Source organism: Prevotella sp. kh1p2 (genome assembly GCF_900111525.1).
In the GTDB taxonomy this organism is placed as follows: domain Bacteria; phylum Bacteroidota; class Bacteroidia; order Bacteroidales; family Bacteroidaceae; genus Prevotella.
Window position 1 is genome coordinate 1 of sequence record NZ_FOHY01000002.1, and the last position, 20,559, is coordinate 20,559.

Genomic DNA, 20,559 nt, shown 5'->3' on the forward strand with positions numbered 1-20,559 from the left:
ACCGCTGGACGCCAAGGAGCGCCCCATCCTTTTGGAAATCATCGAAGACCGCCATGACAGGAAGTCAATCGTCATGGCCTCTCAACTCCCTGTGGAAAACTGGTATGATGCCATCGGTGACCAGGCTGTCGCCGATGCCGTGCTTGACAGGATCGTACACTCATCACACCGCATCGAACTCTTCGGCGAAAGCATCCGCAAGATGAAGGCTAAGAAGTAAACAGGGCAAAATAAAAATGACCCCGCCAGTCAGGACTTTAGAGGGGGCAAAATAAAAAAGTTTTCAGGGGGCAACGTCGCTTTGCCCTCGGGGGTCAAACGCGCTCGGCTTTTCCACAGGTCACTGGGTTGTTACAAAAGGATAATTGAGAGTTTCATCAGAAAGCTTACTCGTATTACTGATATTACTGAATAATATGCCGAAAAATGGTTTGCGAACAAAAATAATGAGATTTGCGAACAAAATGTGTGAACCAATTATTGCAGAAAGATTATATTGGGGTTCGCGAAATGCAATTTTGTTCGCAAATTGTTCGCAAAACAAAGAAAAAGGAGTTGCATTTTTGATGTAACTCCTTGATTTCCAGTGTGGACCAGCCAGGGCTTGAACCTGGGACCTCCAGATTATGAGGCTATTTGGTATATATTCCATAAAATTACAAATAATTACAAATGCTTGAAAATAAATGAGTTATATTATTTGTATATTCCAAGAAATATCGTAAATTTGCAGCAGTTTTCAGATTTGAATTTCACGTGAATTTCACGCTTTTCTTTCTGAAATACTAGTAAATAAAGGATTTATTGCATTTATGAAGACAGTGAATTTCACGCAAAAGACGAAAAATGAAAGTAGAGGTTACACGAGTAGAGGTGACACGAGCCTCGATAAGTTTAATTCCTCTAATGGGCAAGTCTATGGTACACTGACTTTGGACACAAGGCGTTCTATAGATGGTGATATGTTCCCTGTTGCCGTTCGTGTTGCCTATGGCGGGAAAAGTATTTATCTGCGTATAGGCAAGAAATTCACAAAAGAAGATTGGATGAATCTTTGTGAATGTGAGAAGCAAGCCCGTAACAAAAGGGCAATAGAGCGTAAAGAGTTGAAGGCGCAGATGGATAAAGTTGCTTTAATCGTGAACCATCTAATTGAAGAAAACACATTCAGTTTACAAAAGGTAAAACAGATACACCAAGGGAGGAGGGAAGATGATAGTTCCATTTACTCAATCTGGGAATCTTTTATTGCGTCAAAGCGTGATGAGGGCAAGGCAGGAACAGCTCGGTGCAGTGAGGATATATTAAAGAGGTTTGTACGAGATATGGGAAAAGATGTGGCTTTAAGTGATATAAGTCATAACTTTATTCTGGATTGGGTAAAAGTAATGAAGAAGAATAGTCTTAGCACAACATCCATTGGAATATCATTGCGTACATTCCGCACCATTGTAAATATCTGCATTGACCGTGGCTTGATTAAAGGAAGTACCAAAGAAATGTTCAAAGACACGGGCTACAATAAGGTGTGTAGTCGCAAGCATGAGTTCATTGATGTTCCTACCATGAAAATGCTTTATGACTTTTGGGAAAGAGACGAAGCCAAAGACGAAACAGGCAAGGAGTTATTCTTTCCAAAAGAGAAACACGCTGTCTTTCGTGATTTAGGGCTGTTCCTATTTATGTATCTTGGTGATGGGCAAAATTTGGCAGACACCTTGCGACTTACTTATGACAGTTGGTATTTTGCCACTCGTGGTAAGCAACTCCGCTTCCTGCGTCATAAGACGAGAGACAGAAACGAGAGTGCCAGTGAGGTAATCTTCCCTATTACCCCAGAACTGCAAAAGATAATAGACAAGTATGGCAACGAGCCTAAACTTGATAAGCGAGTGTTCCCGATTATGAGCGAATGGATAACCCCAGACCAAGAAGTGTGGGTTATCCAACGATATAACCGCTATATTCGTGAGCACATGGCAAAGGTTGCAGAACTTCTTGGCATGGAACAGCGACCATCATCTACTTGGGCTCGACATAGTTTCGCCACCAATCTGAATAATTCTGGTCTAGTACCATACAAATATATTAGTGATAGTATGGGACACAGTGGCAATGGAGATATAACATCCAACTATATTGGTGCCTATCCTTTGGATAAGATGTTGGAATATAATTGGTACCTTTTGAACGAAGAAAGACAAAACAAAGCTACTGATAAGCAAATGGTCTTGGAACTATTGAAGAATATGAGCGAAAAGGATAGAAAAGAATTGCTTGCATCTTTGTAACGAACGAGTTGATTTGAAAAATATGCCACAGGTGGCACTTTTTTCAAATCGTATGTCTTGTTTTAAAATAAATAATGTATCTTTGCCATTAAAAAAGTGCCCCATGGGGCAGAAAATTAAAATATGAGAACAACAATTCCCAGAGATGTCTATTTGAAACAGTTGATTGACGGACGAGAAAATGGTTTTATTAAAGTAATCACAGGTATGCGAAGGTGTGGCAAGTCCACACTTTTACAAGTTCTTTTTCGTGATTATTTGATGAAACAGAACATACCTGCTGATCACATTATCTCTATTGCTTTGGATGACCGCATCAATCAAAAGCTAAGAAACCCTGACGTTTTGTTGGCATATATTCGCCAGCAAGTCAAGGATAACCAGTTGTATTTTATACTTATGGATGAAATACAGATGGTAGATGAGTTTATGGATGTTCTAAACAGCTTGTTGCATATTGAGAATGTGGATGTCTATGTAACAGGCAGCAATTCTCATTTCCTCTCTAATGACATAGTTACAGAGTTTCGGGATAGAAGCGATGAAATACACATGTATCCATTCTCTTTCCATGAGTATTATGCAGCCGTAGGCGGGGATAAGCAAGGGGCATGGAAAGACTATTATACCTACGGTGGATTACCTCACGTATTGACCTTAGTAGGTGATAAGAAGAAAAGCGACTACCTATATAATGTTTATCGCAAAACATACTTGACGGATATAAAAGAACGGCATGAAATTAAGGAACATGAGTTTCAGGAATTGGCAAAGATGCTGTCTTCTTTTATAGGTTCATCCTGCAATCCGAACAAATTGACCAATACCTTTAAAAGTAAAGAGAATGTTGATTTGTCCTATCCCACAGTAGTAAAGTACATTTCCTACCTAAAAGACTCCTTTCTGATAGAAGAAGCAGAACGTTATGATATCAAGGGACGTAAATACATTGGCTCCTTGTCCAAATATTATTTTTGTGATTTGGGGGTAAGAAATTCCATTTTGAATTTCCGTCAACAAGAAGAAAATCATATTATGGAGAATGTTCTCTATAATGAGTTGCGAACGAGAGGTTATAATGTAGATGTCGGCATGGTAGATGTTAAGCGAAAAATTGACGGGAAGAGCATCCGCAAGCAATACGAGGTTGATTTCGTGGTGAATGAGGGAAGCAACAGGTACTATATTCAGTCTGCTTTTGCCATGCCCAACATTGAAAAGGAGCGTCAGGAAAAGACTTCTTTTTCATTTATCAATGACTCCTTCAAGAAAATTATCGTCGTGAAAGATGATATTAAGCCTAAACGGGACGAACAAGGAATCGTAACCATAGGCTTGCTCGATTTTCTGTTGAATAAGGATAGCTTAAAACTATAACTTGATTATGGGAGCAGAACATAAAGGAGATTTGCTGATATGGTACCAAGCCAACAAGGTACCTGCAGACCGCATCATCAATGACCTGAAGAAGCAGTCGCTTGAGGCGGTGATGCACCTCTATGCCTATACTGCCAAATCATTGGAACTGGAACATATTGTGAGCCAGAGGAACTTCCCCTTTCTGTTTTCCAACAATTACACGAGAGTTGGTGATACTATTGTAACAGCGATAGTATTTCTGCTCAGTGAGGGGAACATGAATTTTCTTCGTCCAAACAGGATAAGGAATACATTAAAGTACTGGCTATTTTATGGCAATCTGTACGAAACGACTGTCTCAAAAATCATCGTCAAGACTGATGAAGCCCGTGAACGATTGGAGAAGAACTCCTATTCCGATTTACAGCAGCAATTGGTTGAGACCAGCGTCCAAAATGGAATTAAGACACAGCATGATTGGGACAAATTCTTTGGCATTGAAATTTCGGAAGATGACGAAGATGGCGCAGTAACAGAAAGAAAAGTTAAACAAATCCCAGCCGAACTTCAAACGGAAGCTGCCAGACAGATTCTTGACAAGGCAATTTCGTTGGGGTTATGTGATAATGAATATCACTGGCAAAAGACAAACTCCCTGTTGGCCTATTTCGCTGATTGTGCCTGTGAACATTTGAAGCTATCCAAAGCGGAGCAGGACGGCAAGAAGAAAACATATTGGAAGCCTTTTGAAACCTTGTTCGGTGTTTCCGGGCTGGCCAATTACAAGAACACCTATACCAACAAGACGGGTAAGCTGCCCATTGACCATGAAATTGTGGAATCTATATTCCGCTAAAAGAAGAAACCCATAGCCCGTGTAAGCCAATCTTGCATGGGCTTTTTTATCCATTTTCCTTACTATACAAGCATACCAATCCCATTTGGGAAGGATACACATATACCCATATAGGCATCATGTGATACCTATATGGGCATAATGCCATGTAATTCCATGATACTTTTGCAGCAAACTTTTAAAACCAAGAAACATGCAAGGAAATTTCATCATGCTGCAAAAGGAAGACCTCAAGGAGGCCATTGCAGAAGTATTGGAGACAATGGTGGGCAAGAATCTGCTGAAAGAGCCAACCCCGGTAGAATCCACCGAGTATTACACCCGTGACGAGCTGTGCGCCCGTCTGCACATTACCTATACCACATTGTGGCGCATGGAGAAACGTGGCGTCATCCATGTCCATAAGATTGGAAGGCGCAACCTGTATTCCAAGCAGGAAGTGGACGCACTGATAGCAAATGGACTTTCTTCTGATTCTGTAAGCAGGTAGTATGACCATGGCAGAACTTAGCAAGAACATCTCCAAACCGCCAGAGGTGGATTATATCCTTTCCTCTTTTCAGCAGTTGCAGGAACAGGGAGCTGTTGATGCCGGTGGCTTTCATGTGGCGGCCATGAACGACTGCCTGAAAGCGGCCAAATTGTTGCCGCCTCTTGTAGTCCTCTATCCCAACATTGTCCTCGAAGGTGATCTCTGCATCATCTTCGGACAGTCGGGTATCGGCAAGACCATCTTCGCCATGCAGGTGGCAAGGGATATTGCCGCACAGGGGAAGCGCGTGCTCTATGCCGACTTTGAAATGACGCTGCGTCAGCTGGCCCTGCGGTACGAGGTTCCGAACTTTCCTCCCACCTTCTTCCGTGCGGAGATGGACAGGGACAATCTCGTTGATGATGTATTGAAGGGAATAGAAAAAGCAGCCGTGGCGAATCTTGCGGAAGTGGTGTTCATCGACAACATTACCGCCCTCAGCCAGTCGCTCGACAAAAGCTCTGACGCGGGCTCGCTCATGGCCTCGCTGAACGCCTTGAAACGGAAGTATAACTGGACGCTGGTCGTCCTCAACCATGTGCCCAAGATGTTCTCCGGTTCGGTCCCTCTTTCCCTGTCGGCCATACAGGGCTCCGCAAAACTCAATCAGCTGATAGACGATGCCGTGGGGCTGGGACGGTCAAGCCGTGACAAGTCGCTGGTCTATGTGAAGCAGTGCAAGTGGCGCAACGGCGAAGTTGTGCTCGATGCCGACAATGTGGCTCTGTATGAGCGGGCCAAGAACAAGGACGGCAATCTTTGCTTTACCTTTCGTGGCTATGACACGGAGGCCGCCCATCTGGAAACGACATCTACCAGCGGGCGTGAGGAGCTGAAATCAAGGGTCAGGGATTTGTCCTCGCAGGGCATGAAGCAGCAGGACATAGCCAAGGAATGCGGTATCACCCAGAGCAAGGTGTCAAGGCTTCTGAAAGGCTGATTATTCACTTTATGCAGTTTATGCAATATGCATAAGTGCATAAACTGCATAAAACGCATGGCAGACATGGAAAATCAGGACTTGAAGGGAATGTCGGCGAGCAAGGCCGCGCCCAATGATCGGATGTTGATAGAGATACCCAGACAGGATATAGGATGCCATTATTCCTCCCTTACGGATTATCTGGATAAGATGGCTGGTTATGATTCCAGGCTGTTGTCGGCCATTGATCGCTTTGTGATGGGATTTCATCTTGGTGCCGTCACCAAACTTGTGAACGGACACTATGGCACGGTGCTGCCTCGGATTAACCGAAATAACAAGATTGTAGGAGGAAGTGTGCAGTACATTGATACGGTGAGTGGGGCGGTTCTAAAAAGAGAGCCCTTAGTAAAGCATCTTTATAGCTGGTACTGCTTCGACTATTACACGGATGATGAGGTATTCTTTGGCGAGCATCTGCTTTCAAACAAGCCTGTCGCCATTGTTACAGAAGAAAAGACGGCCTTGCTGGGTACGCTGGCGGAACCGTCCGTTGACTGGCTGGCGGTTGGCGAGGGCTGCAATCTCACCAAAGGAATGATGAGTAAACTGGCTGGCAAGCGAGTGGTTCTTTTCCCTGACGACATGAGTAGTGATTATTGGTCGGAGAAGTTTGGCAAACAATTCAAGGTGGACTGTGGCTTTGTCCATCGGGACATTAACCGATACCTTATCGATACAATAAGAGGTCGTGGCAGTCCTTGAACTCGGGGGGAAGAACAGGGCTCTGCCCTTGTTATAGCCCACTATAACTACCCGCTGCGCTTTCGTAGTTGTGGGCCCAAGGCCAGCCTTGGAGAACCGGCGGGGATGACTCTCCCCCTGCACCCTCCACTCATGGGCATCTGCCCCCAAGGCCCCTGACCAGAGCGTGACCCTCTCTCTGGACTCTCCGCTTAGGGAGTTTCCCTAAGAACCCTATGAAAAGAAAAACCAACAATCATTTAATTCTCTTTTATTATGACACAAATGACATCGGTACACATCAAACCCTGCAATATTGGGCAAAGTGAGGCGCACAATCAACGGACAAAGGCATATCTTGACCACATCAATGCAGAGAAACTTTATATCAGGAAAGACCTGATACCAGAGAATCAATCGTGGACATCGGAACTGCAAGGCGGTATGACCTTACGGCAGTATTATGATGCCATTAGCAGAATGGTAAAGGAAAAGACAGGCAGGGCTATGCAGACCAAGGAACGGGAGCGAATCAACAAGAAGACAGGCAAGGTAACCAAGATTGCCGGCTGTACTCCCTTGCGTGAGGGCGTCGTGGTGTGCAAGGCAGACACCACCATGGAACAGCTGCGTCATTTCGCCGACCTTTGCCGGCAGCGTTTCGGTATCACCGCCATACAGATACATCTCCATCGCGACGAGGGGCATTGTCTTGATCCGAATGACACATCCACATGGAAGTCTAACTATCACGCCCATGTCATCTGGGACTGGATGAACCACGAGACAGGCAAATCCTACAAACTGGACGCTGATGACATCAGTGTACTTCAGGATTTGGCAGCAGAAGCATTGGGCATGGAGCGAGGCGTGTCCAAGTCCGAAACCAACAAGCAGCATCTTGAACGGAATGATTATATCGTGGCCAAACAGAAACGTGAGTTGGAGGAAAGCAAGAAACAAGCGGAGAAGCTGGCAAAGGAACACGAGCAGAAAGCTCTCGCCTGTGAAAAGTTGGATAAGGAAATTCATGAGAAGCAGGCGAAAGCCAATCGGGAGAACGGCAGCGCCATCCTGTCGGGTTTGGCCAATCTTGCAGGCAAAGGCAAGTACGCCCAGTTGGAAGCGGAGAACATGGCCATGAAACAGCAGGTGGCATTGCTGTCCGAGAAGATAGCGCAAGGAGTGGCAGAGCGGACGGCTGAACTTGAAAAGGCCTGTGAAAGGGAAAGGCAGATTGCGGAGTTGCGTTTGGATGAATACAACAAACTCATCCAAAGTTACAACAGGTTGCTGAAGAAGTCGCAAAGCGATAAGAAATCGTATGAGACGGCTCTCTCGCAGAAGAATTGCATCATAGCCAATCTTATATCCGCTTTTCAGAAGGCTATAGAGTTATTGGACTCTGTATGTCGCAAGGCTCTGAAAGCCGTCATCGACTTTGCCAAAAAGCCGATTGCCAGACGGTTCACATACGAGCAAGCCTGTGCCGTCAACGAGTTTCTTGATACGGGTTCTGACAGGCGGGAGGCAGCCGATACGCTGATAACGCTTTCCCGGCCATTCCTCACCGAAAACGAATACACCAAGGGGAGGCAGGAGGTGCAGAATGTTGAAAATGACTTTCCCGCATACCAAAGAATGTTGCAAAGGCAAGAGGAGAGAATAGCAAGTCCACGCCACGGGAGAAGGTTGTAAAATAAATAAAATTATCCCGAACTCGCGCAGTATATCTAAGTTACGATGTTTGCCGGCGCTAACGCACATGTAAGACTGGTTGTTCATAGTTCTCGGGAGCTCTGATAACAAGAATACTCACTTCATATAAAACAAACATAGGAAGTGCAACCAGCAATAATGTAAAAACATCAGAGGTTGGTGTAATAGTGGCAGATATAACCAAAATTACCACGGCTGCCTTTTTCCTGTATTTCTTTAAAATACCAGATGAAACAACTCCTAAACGAGCTAAGAGCAAAGAAAGAATTGGCATTTCAAAAACAAAACCCATTGCAAAGCTTAACAACAAGAGCGTGTCTATATAAGACTTAATAGAAATAAAGCTCTCAACTTTGTTGCTTACTTGGTAGGTTCCTAAAAAACGGAATGTCAGCGGAAATATTAAGAAATAACTAATCAATATCCCGACCATGAACATAATATAACTACAGGATATCATTTTCAACGCATATCGCCGTTCATTTCCATATAAAGCTGGAGAAACAAAAAGGAATATCTGGTAAAGTATATAAGGTAAAGCACATACGATCCCAAACCACACTGCTATCTGAATATGCACCATAAACTGTTCCGTCAAGTTCGTATTAACCAACTTAACCAAGAAGGGAGCTGGGTCCGCTCCTGACACAAATCGGCTTACATGATTAAGTAACTGATAGGTAATAAATCCGTCATCTTTGGGCGCAAGAACAATCACAAATATCTGATCTTTAAGTAAGAAGGCCACGAATCCACATATTGCTGTTGCAACCAAAATCCGAATCAAGACGGATCTCAGGTCGTCAAGATGCTCCCAAAAGGTCAGCTCAATGGGTTTCTGTTCCATCGGCTTCAGTTGTATCAGAATCCTCTAAACCCTTTTCCATATCGTTCAGCCCATCCTTGAAAGAACGAATGCCCTTACCCATGCCTTTCATAAGTTCAGGGATTTTCTTGCCACCGAACAAAAGTAGTACTACGAAAGTTATCAATAGTATTTCCTGTAGTCCAATACCACCAATTAAAAGCAAACTATTCATTGCGTCTATATTTTAAATGTTTTATAAAAATCCTTCAAATCCTTGAAAATGCTATTTCCTGGCAACGCGATAATCCAAAGCTGGAGCTCTGTCGCCTAAGAGAGGAGTATATTTGAAATTCTTGCCGCGTTTCTTTTCAAACTCGTTTCGAATATTCTGTATTAGCTTTGGGTTGGAATAAAGGTCTATTGCCGTGAGCGAAAACACTTTAGCCGCATTGAGAAGTGCCTTTGTACCAATCGTTGTACCGCAGACCGCTACATTTTGCCAACTATGTAACGAGGTTCCAGGAACAAAGACCGATGTGCGGAAAGTAGTCGTGGGGACATTCCAACTCACATCTCCGACATCTGTAGAACCACTCCATGTAGAGAGAGTTTCTTCAACGAGCGGCAACACCTCTTTTACTTGACAGATATTAGTTGGATCTTGTCCAGAAACCTTCGCAATTTCTTCGGCAAAATGTTGTTCACGAGCATCATAGATTACCCCGCCGACAATTTCAAGATTTTTCTGTACTATTTTCGAAAGAGCTCTGTTATCAAGTTTCTCATAAAAGCCACAGATAATTTCCTTTTTCACTTGGGTTTGTGTTCCTTTTGCAGCACCTTCAGCAGCCTGGTCTACCCATTCTGCTATACTTCTTAGGACATCTCGTCTAGGGCTTCGGATATAATAAGAAACCTTGGCAGAGGTAGGAACCACATTAGGTGCTTCCCCACCATCTTGTATCACATAATGAATGCGTGTAGATGGCAGAACATGTTCACGCATCATGTTTACCATAAAGTCCATCGCTTCCACGGCATCCAGAGCAGAACGCCCCTTTTCTGGATTATTGGCTGCATGGGCAGCAATCCCCTTAAAAGTATAATCAACCATTAATACTGCGGTGCCGCTACCTACATTAACAAAATTATTGGTACCAGGATGCCAATCAAGCATTACATCTACATTATTAAATACTCCTTCACGAGCCATATAAACCTTGCCGCCCCCTCCTTCTTCCGCCGGAGTGCCAAAAAGTTTGATTGTTCCTTGACATCTGGTTTGGGCAAGCCAATGCTTGATTGCTATTGCTCCTGCCATAGAGCCGATGCCGAACACATTATGTCCACAACCGTGTCCACCACCACCCTCCACCAATGGTTTACGAAAACTCACCGTATCTTGAGACAAGCCTGGCAAGGCATCGAATTCTGCCAAAATGCCAATAACAGGACCACCAGAACCGTATGTTGCGACAAAGGCAGTAGGAATACCCGCCACCCCAGACTCAATTTTGAAGCCATTCTCTTTCAAATGTTGCTGTAGGAGTTCGGAACTCTTTACTTCCAAGAAACCTAATTCTGCATTTCTCCATATTGTTTTCTGTAACCGATCATATAGCTCGAATGAAAGATCTAAATGTTGTATGGCAACATTTTTTAAGATGGAAGTTCTATTTTGCGAATAAGTTTGCAAAGGGAAGCTGCATAGACATAAGAGGAATAATATATATCGACTTTTCATTTGAATGATATTAAATTTGTTTTGTTTAATTAGCTAATATTTTTAGGGGGCGAACATGAGCCGAGGCAGTACATTCCATGCACCACGAGTAAAGTCGGGGATTTCCACAGGAATATTTCCTCGTTGTATAGAAAGGCTCGTCAATTCCACCAAAGACGACCATTCTACCGCATCATAAACATCCATATCTAAAGGCAGACCCTGTTGTAAGCAATGAATCAGACGATAGTCCATCATAAAATCCATTCCCTCATGAGCTCCAATCCGTTGCGCCAATTCGCCATTAGACCTGTAAAAAGGGTGTTCATACTTAGCAAAAAACTCGTCCTGCACATTTATTTCCCCCCAACAGTCAACAAAATATTCCATCCTCCCCTGTTCACCTTTCTCTACAAAACCTTTCGTTCCGCTCAACAGATATCGCCTGTTATAAGGGCGAGGACTGGAAATATCATGCTGGACGACAATTGTTTTTCCCTTTAGGGTTCTGATGATTGTTGTATTCATGTTGCCTAATTGGCATTCATCGATTATGTTTCGACCCTCAACTTCTGGATAATTAAACTGCTCGTTGGAAACGGAAACCAGCCAAGACAGCCGATCTCCACGGTGGATATTCATGGCTTGACACAGGGGACCTAAGCCGTGAGTGGGGTAAGGATTACCTGTTGTCAACCAGTGGTCTACATAATCAGGGCGCTTCGCAAAATTAATTTTCCGTAAATCATGGATATAACTACCTTCTGCGTGAGTTACTTCACCGATAATTCCTTTTGAACAAAGGTTTAAGGCTGCCATCTCAAATCTTTCATAACAACAATTCTCAAGCATAATACAATGTCGCCTACACTTTTCTGCTGTGTCCACGACCCGCCAACACTCTTCTATTGTGTTTGCAATAGGCACCTCACAAGCAACATGTTTACCATGCTCCATTGCATAAATAGCTATCTCGGCATGCATCTTGATGTTCGTGCAAATATATACCAAATCAATATCGTTACGCAAACATATCTCTTTCCAGTCATCCGCACAACCATATTCATCAGGTATCGCCTTATGGTGAGCCTCTAAGGTCTGCTTTGCTTCGTCTCTATTTTCCTGATGTAAATCGCATATTACTCTAATATCGACCCCGTTAAGATGCATATAATTCTCCAAAGACTGCTTGCCGCGATGCCCAAGTCCTATGAATGCAATTCTGACTATGGGAATCGGAGCACACTGGAGCAACAGGGCATGAGGGGTTCTATGAGAAACCTGATTATCCATTGTAATTTATATAGTTATTTGAGTTATAATTCTTCTCTGCGAAAAGCTCTTTTACAAAATCTTTTGTCAGTTCACAGACTCTAAATATAAAACCATGCTCTGATAAACATTCTGTAGATTTGGATTTAGGCCAGCTTTTACAAGGAACTCACCTGAAATAGTTTCCCCCTCTGCCCAGAACATTGGAGAGGAATTATTCAGTTCTTTAACCGTATAAGACTTTCTTTCATCCAAACCTCTCAATTTCAAATTATTATAAAACATGGGGCCATTGTACTTTAGTGAGAACATATAGAAAACTGCCCGTTTTTTATCCTTGGATACATACATCAATGAATAGATGCCTGATTCGCTATATGGTGAGGATATTCTATACAAGTCGCCAAACTGGATGATATCTCTAATTTGTTTATACTCTCGAATTGACTTTTTCAACATCTCCGTTTCTTCATTAGTAAGATCAGAAAGCTTCATTTCAAACCCCAGGCGTCCTGTCATTGCCATGTCCATACGAAATTTTGCAGGAATAATTCTTTTGGTATGGCGATTAGGAACATGAGAGAAATGCGCTCCTGTAGCTATAGCTGGGTAGATAAAATTTGTGCCATATTGGATAAATGCCCTGCTAAATGCATCGGTATTGTCGCTTGTCCAGAAATCCTGATGATACCTTAAAGCACCATATTCAACCCTGCCGCCACCAGAGGCACATAACTGAATCATCACTTCTGGATATTTCTTACGAATACGATCATAAACACGATAGAGCCCCTTTATATAGTCTATGAAAAAATGAGACTGGCTGTTTGCATCCATATACGAGGAGCCTATAGACTCAAGATGCCTGTTAGCATCCCATTTCACATATGAGATATTTTTTGATTGACTGAGTACAGTATCAAATGTATGAAAGATGAAGTCTTGAACTGCCGGATTCGACACATCAAGAACCCACTGGTTCCTACGAGTAGGAATACTGCGTCCTTGCGCCTTTACAATCCAATCAGGGTGCAGCTTAGCCAACTCACTTTCTGGGTTGACCATCTCCGGCTCTATCCAGATTCCGAATTTCATTCCCTTGGTTGCAGCATATTCTGCCAAATTATCAAGACCATTAGGAAGTTTTTCTTTGTTAACCTGCCAGTCCCCCAACCCCATCTTTGCATTATTGCGGGGATACTTATTACCAAACCATCCATCGTCAAGGACAAAGATTTCTATGCCCAAATTCGAGGCCCCATCAATCATCTCTTTCAATTTAGCTTCCGTAAAGTCAAAATAAACCCCTTCCCAGCTATTCAGGACGATGGGGCGGATTTGGTCTGGCATATACAGGCCATCTCGCCTTGCCCAGTCATGTATATGCCTACTAATATTGCCTGCCCCATTATTACTATAAGTAAATATCATCATTGGCGTTTGAAATCGTTGCCCTTTCTTCAGATGATACTCTGACGCATACGGATTAATTCCTGCAGAGATATTTAGTACATTAAACTCATCCAACTCAAAGTTTAATTTAAAATTTCCACTCCAGGCCAAGGCTCCTCCTATCACTTCTCCATAATCTTCCGATATTGAATGATCTAATGAAATCAGGAATGACGGATTCTCGCCATGTGTCGTCCGGATACCTTTCTTTGTTTCTATGCTTTTTATCCCATGACTCAGCCTTATCTGATTCATAGACATTTCTGCAGTAGGCGTTCCATAAAAATGAGTAAGAAAATATTTATTAGCTTCAACAGGGAGATAAAACGAATAAAAACTATGTAAGACAATGTTGCCTTTTTCATTATTAATTATCTCGGACGACATCGCATAAACATTTTCCTTTTGATAAGCTTGATAAACAAGTCTCACCTCGAGAAGATGTTTTCTATCTCTCATTAAGATAGTCATCTCCTCTATTCCCTGTTCTTTTTTAATAACTCTCTTTGATTTTTCGTAATACAATTCTGTATTTAGATCGCCATCATAATGAGTAACTCTCAACGCAGGCTCTCTAAAGTTCTTGCCTCCCATAGTGGAATAAGCCTCATTTGGAGTTCCATAATCGGGTACTCTATATATTTCTTTTGATAAAAAAAATGAAGATGTAGATATTCGTTGTCCAAAATAACGATGCAGAAGAGTCCCTTCTTTATTAACTTCAAATATTAAAGATAAATCATTCGTATTTAAAATAAGCAAACTATCATCAGATGTTTGGGCGGGAGCAACTACTCCAAAGATGGAACATAGTAGCATTATTAAAAAAATCTTTGATTTCATAGTTTTTTTCTTATTTACTTTGCTTCTGATTCCTTGGATATATTCTTTCAAATGATGTTGTTGTGTCTTCCTTTAACCATTTATTAAACCACTCCAGATTTTTTGTAAGAATCCGCCTATAAAGCACAGGATCAGTAATACTATGTCCCATCCTCGGATATATTTCCAAAACCGTTGGTATCCCGTATGATTTCAAGGCTTTATAGAATAAAACTGCACCGCTGACTGGACAACGAGGATCTTTATCCCCATGCTGGATTAAAGTTGGAGTTGTTACTTTATTTGTATGATATAAAGGTGAATATTGCAAATGCATCGCCCCATTATCCCACGGATAATCTTCAAATGCCTTATGGAGGATTCTTTCTACTGTCCATAAATTGCCATACATGGCTTCTATACTTGGCAGTCCTGCACCAAATTGAGCAGCTTTGAATCTATTTGTCTTTGTGATGATAGATGGTGTCAAGAAGCCACCATAGCTCCAACCGCAAATTCCCATTTTGGTTTCATCTATATAATTTTGACTAATGAGATAATCTACTCCTCTCATAACATCCCTATAATCTTGTCCCCCCAAATCATAATGTGTCGTTTTGATAAAATCTGGGCCATAATTGGCACTACCACGGAAATTTGGGAACAAAAGAACATATCCTGCTGCGGAAAAAGCCTTCAAGGGGTATTGTTCCCAATCTGGTTGCCAGTCATTTAATTTATGCCAGTTGGGACCTCCGTGTACCACAACAATGAGTGGATATTTTTTCTTGGGGTTAAAACCTGGCGGTTTAATCAACAGGGCTTCTATATTCCACCCTTCACAGGAATATGATATAATCTCTCCATGTTCATTTGCATACTGCTCTACCCCTGGATTGATGTCTGTTATCTTACGAGGGTTCCACCGACAAAGTTCCGAAACATAAACATCAGGTTTTAAATTAACATTTTGCCGGATAAAAGAAACTTTTGTGATTTTTTTATCAAAGCTGGCAATATTATTGCAGTCTTTTCCACAGGTAACATGAGAGACCTTCCCATTTCCCACATCTACCCTAAATAAATTATATCCAACACCCTCTCCATTGACAAACCAAATTTGCTTATCATCTTTTGACCATGTAATATTCTCACCTCCCCGAAAAAAGTCCATTCCATCCGCTATGGTTTTTGACTTGCCATCAACGACAGAAATAATATACATATATAATTGCATATACCGATTATACTCTTTCGACACAGCCGTTTCTGGGGAACGGGCAATAAAGACAAGCTGCTTTCCATTATTTGCCCAAATAAGACTGGCAAGTTGCGGAAAAGCTTGTTCTGTGAGTTTTTTGTTTTTTTCTCCTGGAGAATAGAGCCAAATATTTGCCGGTAAGAAAGGAGTACTCTCATGATAATTTACATAAGCAGCTTGCTCTATACCAGAACAAATATAGGCTATCGTATTATTATTCGGAGCCCATGCAAAGAATCTTACACTATCCCCAAGATTGCTAATGATATGCGCACGCGCTTTTTGCTCTATACCCTTTTTATAGAGATGGGGTATTCCATCACTTCCTTCACTGATATAAGCTATTTCCCTACTATCGTGTGACCATTGAGGAGTTCCCATTAGTACTATACTATCTGTCAACTGGCTAACTAAGCCAGTCGACAGATTCTTTACCCAGACAATCTTTTTACGCGTCCATGTTCTTTCTTCTGGGGACAGTACCTCTCCCCATTCTCTCTTATAGTAATACTCTTCCTTAGAAATAGACAAATCTGTTACATATAGAATCTTGGATCCATCAGGAGCCCACGAATAAACAGTTATATTATTGTCAGAATTAGTTATCCTCTTTGGCTTTCCACCCTGTGGTGCTATTAGCCAAAGCTGACATTTCTTTTCCGAATTGGATAGCGGAGCTAAATAAGCTATATATTTAGAATCTGGCGACCATTGGATGAAACGAGCATTAGGATTTGGCGAACTAACAGCAGAGTGCATTTCTAACTCTATCGACTTTCTTTTCTCTATATTAATCGCATAAAAATGCGACGGCTTTACAGGATAATACCCGTCAGCAGTATAGCCAGTCTGATAAAACACATAATTGCCATCGGGAGATATCGTTGCGGAAACTATCCGCTCTGTATGTAAGATATCATCTATCGTCCATTTTTTTTGTGCAGCAGATGGAGAATTGAAAGACAATACTCCCCCAATAAGCATAAACATGCGATATTGATAATATAGTTTCATAAAATGTTAATACAGATAAAAAGATAGATTTATCGTACTACAAAAGTAGTAGACATCCACAAAACTGGACAAAGGAGATTACCAAAGTTGATGCTGCTATTGCTATCTCAACAAGCAGCTGACAACTACTGGTAATCTTTCCCTTCTATCCAATATGTGATTTTTTAAACTTTTTTTATTACAATCCAAACATGGGTTTACGCGTTTTCCATCTTTCTTTTGTAAAATCAGGGAAGAACTCTGGAGTACTTCCTTTGGCTAATGATGCCTCAGAGAGAGGAATTATCGAACTCCATGTAACTGCATCGTAAATATCAATTGGTGGATACGCACTCTCCCTTACGCTTCTAATATATTCTTTAATCGTGAAGTAGTCAATTCCGCCATGACCTGCATTCTGAGCCTTTGCATAAAAATCTTTCCACAAAGGGTGGTCATACTTTTCCATATAGGCATCATACTCCTTCTCTTTTTCCCACTTGTCTTTCGGTGATTTACCTTCGAAATAGATACCTCGCCCTAAATACAGACCACTCCATATGCCATTTGTTCCTTGAAGAGAATAATCTCTTGAGTAGGGGCGTGGAAGATAATTGTCATAGTTGACAACAATAGTTTCATCCTTGATTGTCTTGATCACTGTCGTTACGACATCCCCTTGCTTGAATTTGTAATTAGCATTAGGATTATTATGTTGTCTGGCAAACTCATTGATTGCTTGTGGCTTCGTAGCCGTCGAGGTCAAATATAAGAATCTGTTGCCCCTGTTAATATTGAACCAGTTGGCAACAGGGCCTATTCCATGCGTTGGGTATTGGTCTGCGTTGCGCAGTGCTGAATACTTCACGAAATGTTCGATTTTGGTTGTTGTATTAACCGGTTTTAACCATTTCTCACTTCCCCATGCGGAATGTCGATAACCACAAGTGGCATGCATAGGAATACCAAACATGCCGTCTCTCAACATCTGCAGGATTGCCATGCATTCTCTATCATAACAGCAGTTTTCCAAGAACATCACATTGGTATGGGTCTCTTCATAAACCTCTACCAACTTCCAACAATCCTCCATTGTCATCGCTGCCGGAACCTCTAATCCAACATATTTCTTTGCACGCATTGCGTCTATAGTCATTGGGACATGCCAATCCCAATTCGCAGCGATGATGACTCCGTCTATGTCTTTCCTGTTTAACAGATCTCTATAAGCATAATCGCTCCCCGTATAAGCCACAGCTTTTTTATGTCCTCCTTTCTCTAAGATTCCTTGTGCCAGATCTATTGCCGACTGACTTACATCGCATATAGCTGTTATAACGACATTCTCTTCTCGAGAGGCTAGATTCATCAGATGGCGGCCTCTCATTCCGACACCAATTACACCGATAGACAATCTTTCCTTGCGCGTAGGAGTTGCTATGTTTCTACTGAAAGCAAACTGCGGATTAAATGCCAATGCGGTTCCAGCAAAGGCTGCAGTCTTTAAAAAATCTCTACGATTTAATTTTTTGTTCATAATATAGTGATTTGTACTTGATGTCTGAAAATTATTTTATAATGACCTTCTTGGAGATATTACCGACTTTCACCAAATAGATACCTTTGGGGAGTTGCACCGATAGCTTATTACTATTAGCTCGTGCTTGATATATAATAGTACCTGCTGGCGAATAAACATAGACTGCGTTTCTTACCAAAGAATGTTTAGATACTACCAGATTTCCATTCTCCTGACCAACAAACAGTTCTTCTGCATTCTGGTCAACAATATTTGTGGCCGGTCCTTCATAATCCCTGACACAGCGAAGAGCATAGGCATTGCTTTTGATGTGAGTGTTGCTGATGAGTACACGGGTATCATTAAATGTTATCGTATGAGCCTTGTTTGCATCACTAGCTTCTCCCACCCAATAAAAGGCTTGTGAGTCCATAACAACGAGACGATCGCCAGTTCTCCGGAGACCTGTAGTCGGGAAATACCGAACGACGGCATCACCCCAATCTCCTATCGTCCAAGCCTTTATTTGATCAATAGTTGCACCATTTGATGGTTTTGCACGGATCTCAAAGGTGTTTATCTCTAAGCCTTCGGCATTATGAAAACTATAATAATAGGCCGTTTCATAAGGGGTTCCCTTAAATCGTAGAGCTACAACTGTAAGCTGATCAACAGACCGGTAATCAGACTTGTAGTTTTGTTTCTGCCCATTACCAAGGATGTCAACATCCGTTTCCGTAAAGTCTGATTCATTCACTTCTCCATATGTAATTTTAAAGGCTATCAGGGATTTTGCTTCTGCAAGTGATGGTAAGTGCCACCCTTTTGGTGCTGGCGATCCGCCATTATTACCCACATAACCATCAACCGTGTAATCATACCCCTCGAAAGTTCCAGCAGGAGGGGCACCATTAGCAACGGTTCTTGCTACCACATCTTCCCATTTCTCGGCTGCCAACCCTCCAGTACACCAATTACCTGCACCATTGAAGTTGTTAAGCAAATGAATATGCCACACTCTGTAGTTTTGTGGTGAACCATCCTCATAAGGACCACCTTGATTAGCCCAATAAAGGACCTCACCTTCGCTAGCTAAGGCTACATTACGACCAAACTGATAGTAATTTCCTCGAGTTATATCTTCATCTCCCGTAGTAAAAGTATTCAATTCACCAACATTATATTGAGCCCAACGCTCCAAAGGATTCACATATTGCTGAGCTTGTCCAGGCATTGCAACAAGCAGAACCATAGATAGAAGTAGAGTATTATTTTCCATAATTATAGTTTTTAGATAGATAGTATAAATTGAATTATAGGATTTTTCTCGTGTTAATTTTCTAAATGGCGGGGGGCCGTATCTGGAACCGCACCCCTCTCCATTATCAGTCACCATACACCTTATTCATCTGAATGAAATACTTGTATGTGAACTTATCAAAATCTATAGTTTTCTTATTGAAAGTCAGCCATGAAATTCCCTTTCCCGGATAGGCAGACCCACCTTCTGCACTCGCATAGACGACAAGATCTCCTTTGATACCAATTACGATAGCGATGTGCCCAGGAAAACCAATTAAATCTCCCACCCTGATTAAGTCTACATTTCCTTTGAGAGCTAGTTCCTTCGTGCTCGGGAAAGTCCTATAGTCATTTGCATAAGTCTTTTCTAATAACGCCACATCTGTTACGGCATTGCCATTAAACAAGCACCAGCCTATATAGGACGAGCAATGCAAGCCATTCTCGTATTCATCTCCAAGATTCTTAATATTTTGGCGTGGGTATCTTGGATGTGTCGGAATCATCTCCCCCCATGGCTTATGCGTTGATCCGTTTTCCACGAACTCATTCAAGAAGAGCCCTTTCTTAGTGTATCGACCTACATAGTCATAGTCATGTGTATCTGTTACTTTCCATTCGTGCCCATAAGGAACCCTACATTTCAAAGACACCAGAAAAGTTGCGGCCGTAACCACCTTGCTTCTTTTTCCATTCACCTTTCCCATTTCCTGAGTGAATGCCGTCTGCAGACTATCTTTCTGCTGTTGAGAGAAAGAATTACTTTGCATCAACGGGCGTGAATCTTTGCTATTGACATAGTCAAATGAGAAATTAATATCAATATCGCCACTTATCGGCGTTGTGGGTGCAGATGGAGTTGGGATCACCATGGGGTCATCTCCGTCACCTCCACACGAGGCAAGCACTAAGGTGCATAATGTGATAACACATATAAAATTTTTCTTTGTTTTCATATTTTTTTAATTTAAGTGACACTATTGC

General features: G+C 42.0%; 17 protein-coding genes. 8 read left to right on the forward strand and 9 right to left on the reverse strand.

What is annotated here, in order from left to right; all coding sequences use genetic code 11:
* The 8 genes from BMW31_RS01455 to BMW31_RS01495 form a co-directional block, all read left to right on the forward strand.
* Positions 1-220, forward strand: a 220-nt coding sequence (locus tag BMW31_RS01455; RefSeq protein ID WP_177166247.1) for an ATP-binding protein, incomplete at its 5' end; no start/stop codon positions are given.
* A 592-nt stretch (positions 221-812) separates the two neighbouring features.
* On the forward strand, positions 813-2,291 hold the full coding sequence (locus BMW31_RS01465; RefSeq protein WP_091820214.1) for a tyrosine-type recombinase/integrase: 1,479 nt from the start codon (positions 813-815) through the stop codon (positions 2,289-2,291).
* A 123-nt stretch (positions 2,292-2,414) separates the two neighbouring features.
* Positions 2,415-3,668 carry an ATP-binding protein gene (locus tag BMW31_RS01470; RefSeq protein ID WP_091820218.1) on the forward strand — a complete coding sequence of 418 codons (1,254 nt, stop codon included), beginning with the start codon at positions 2,415-2,417 and terminating at the stop codon, positions 3,666-3,668.
* Between the two features lie 7 nt (positions 3,669-3,675).
* Positions 3,676-4,506, forward strand: coding sequence for a DUF6043 family protein (locus tag BMW31_RS01475; RefSeq protein ID WP_091820698.1), 831 nt, complete (start codon positions 3,676-3,678; stop codon positions 4,504-4,506).
* A 193-nt stretch (positions 4,507-4,699) separates the two neighbouring features.
* Positions 4,700-4,996 (forward strand): helix-turn-helix domain-containing protein, encoded by a 297-nt coding sequence (locus BMW31_RS01480; protein WP_091820222.1) that lies wholly within the window; start codon positions 4,700-4,702, stop codon positions 4,994-4,996.
* A gap of 1 nt (position 4,997) precedes the next feature.
* Positions 4,998-5,978 carry an AAA family ATPase gene (locus BMW31_RS01485; protein WP_091820225.1) on the forward strand — a complete coding sequence of 327 codons (981 nt, stop codon included), beginning with the start codon at positions 4,998-5,000 and terminating at the stop codon, positions 5,976-5,978.
* Positions 5,979-6,005: 27 nt separating this feature from the next.
* Complete coding sequence (locus BMW31_RS01490; protein WP_091820227.1) at positions 6,006-6,725, forward strand: DUF6371 domain-containing protein; 720 nt, start codon at positions 6,006-6,008, stop codon at positions 6,723-6,725.
* Between the two features lie 255 nt (positions 6,726-6,980).
* Positions 6,981-8,402 (forward strand): recombinase, encoded by a 1,422-nt coding sequence (locus tag BMW31_RS01495; protein WP_091820230.1) that lies wholly within the window; start codon positions 6,981-6,983, stop codon positions 8,400-8,402.
* A 58-nt stretch (positions 8,403-8,460) separates the two neighbouring features.
* On the opposite strand, the gene tatC is transcribed toward BMW31_RS01495, so the two are convergent.
* From tatC to BMW31_RS01540, 9 genes are all read right to left on the reverse strand, one after another.
* On the reverse strand, positions 8,461-9,270 hold the full coding sequence (tatC, locus tag BMW31_RS01500; protein ID WP_091820233.1) for a twin-arginine translocase subunit TatC: 810 nt from the start codon (positions 9,268-9,270) through the stop codon (positions 8,461-8,463).
* Positions 9,251-9,463, reverse strand: coding sequence for a Sec-independent protein translocase subunit TatA/TatB (locus BMW31_RS01505; RefSeq protein ID WP_091820236.1), 213 nt, complete (start codon positions 9,461-9,463; stop codon positions 9,251-9,253). Before BMW31_RS01505 ends, tatC begins: the two co-directional genes overlap by 20 nt.
* Positions 9,464-9,514: 51 nt before the next feature.
* Positions 9,515-10,975, reverse strand: coding sequence for an amidohydrolase (locus BMW31_RS01510; protein ID WP_091820238.1), 1,461 nt, complete (start codon positions 10,973-10,975; stop codon positions 9,515-9,517).
* 42 nt (positions 10,976-11,017) lie between these two features.
* The gene (locus BMW31_RS01515) at positions 11,018-12,247 is read right to left on the reverse strand and encodes a Gfo/Idh/MocA family protein (RefSeq protein WP_091820240.1); all 1,230 of its coding nucleotides are present in this window, start codon (positions 12,245-12,247) and stop codon (positions 11,018-11,020) included.
* A gap of 66 nt (positions 12,248-12,313) precedes the next feature.
* Positions 12,314-14,521, reverse strand: a complete 2,208-nt coding sequence (locus BMW31_RS01520; RefSeq protein ID WP_091820242.1) for an alpha-galactosidase — start codon at positions 14,519-14,521, stop codon at positions 12,314-12,316.
* Positions 14,522-14,531: 10 nt separating this feature from the next.
* Entirely contained in the window at positions 14,532-16,775 is a 2,244-nt protein-coding gene (locus BMW31_RS01525) for a S9 family peptidase (protein WP_091820244.1), read from the reverse strand.
* Positions 16,776-16,953: 178 nt separating this feature from the next.
* On the reverse strand, positions 16,954-18,291 hold the full coding sequence (locus tag BMW31_RS01530) for a Gfo/Idh/MocA family oxidoreductase (protein ID WP_091820246.1): 1,338 nt from the start codon (positions 18,289-18,291) through the stop codon (positions 16,954-16,956).
* Between the two features lie 31 nt (positions 18,292-18,322).
* The gene (locus BMW31_RS01535) at positions 18,323-19,552 is read right to left on the reverse strand and encodes a T9SS type A sorting domain-containing protein (RefSeq protein ID WP_091820247.1); all 1,230 of its coding nucleotides are present in this window, start codon (positions 19,550-19,552) and stop codon (positions 18,323-18,325) included.
* A gap of 106 nt (positions 19,553-19,658) precedes the next feature.
* Positions 19,659-20,531, reverse strand: a complete 873-nt coding sequence (locus BMW31_RS01540; RefSeq protein ID WP_091820248.1) for a hypothetical protein — start codon at positions 20,529-20,531, stop codon at positions 19,659-19,661.
* Positions 20,532-20,559 lie beyond the last annotated feature (28 nt).

Coding starts and splice junctions, on each gene's coding strand:
- BMW31_RS01520 (WP_091820242.1), bottom strand. CDS start 14,521: ATGAAATCAAAGATTTTTTTAATAATGCTACTATGTTCCATCTTTGGA.
- BMW31_RS01480 (WP_091820222.1), top strand. CDS start 4,700: ATGCAAGGAAATTTCATCATGCTGCAAAAGGAAGACCTCAAGGAGGCC.
- BMW31_RS01490 (WP_091820227.1), top strand. CDS start 6,006: ATGCATAAGTGCATAAACTGCATAAAACGCATGGCAGACATGGAAAAT.
- BMW31_RS01515 (WP_091820240.1), bottom strand. CDS start 12,247: ATGGATAATCAGGTTTCTCATAGAACCCCTCATGCCCTGTTGCTCCAG.
- BMW31_RS01485 (WP_091820225.1), top strand. CDS start 4,998: ATGACCATGGCAGAACTTAGCAAGAACATCTCCAAACCGCCAGAGGTG.
- BMW31_RS01530 (WP_091820246.1), bottom strand. CDS start 18,291: ATGAACAAAAAATTAAATCGTAGAGATTTTTTAAAGACTGCAGCCTTT.
- BMW31_RS01505 (WP_091820236.1), bottom strand. CDS start 9,463: ATGAATAGTTTGCTTTTAATTGGTGGTATTGGACTACAGGAAATACTA.
- BMW31_RS01465 (WP_091820214.1), top strand. CDS start 813: ATGAAGACAGTGAATTTCACGCAAAAGACGAAAAATGAAAGTAGAGGT.
- BMW31_RS01540 (WP_091820248.1), bottom strand. CDS start 20,531: ATGAAAACAAAGAAAAATTTTATATGTGTTATCACATTATGCACCTTA.
- BMW31_RS01510 (WP_091820238.1), bottom strand. CDS start 10,975: ATGAAAAGTCGATATATATTATTCCTCTTATGTCTATGCAGCTTCCCT.
- BMW31_RS01535 (WP_091820247.1), bottom strand. CDS start 19,552: ATGGAAAATAATACTCTACTTCTATCTATGGTTCTGCTTGTTGCAATG.
- BMW31_RS01470 (WP_091820218.1), top strand. CDS start 2,415: ATGAGAACAACAATTCCCAGAGATGTCTATTTGAAACAGTTGATTGAC.
- BMW31_RS01495 (WP_091820230.1), top strand. CDS start 6,981: ATGACACAAATGACATCGGTACACATCAAACCCTGCAATATTGGGCAA.
- BMW31_RS01475 (WP_091820698.1), top strand. CDS start 3,676: ATGGGAGCAGAACATAAAGGAGATTTGCTGATATGGTACCAAGCCAAC.
- BMW31_RS01525 (WP_091820244.1), bottom strand. CDS start 16,775: ATGAAACTATATTATCAATATCGCATGTTTATGCTTATTGGGGGAGTA.
- tatC (WP_091820233.1), bottom strand. CDS start 9,270: ATGGAACAGAAACCCATTGAGCTGACCTTTTGGGAGCATCTTGACGAC.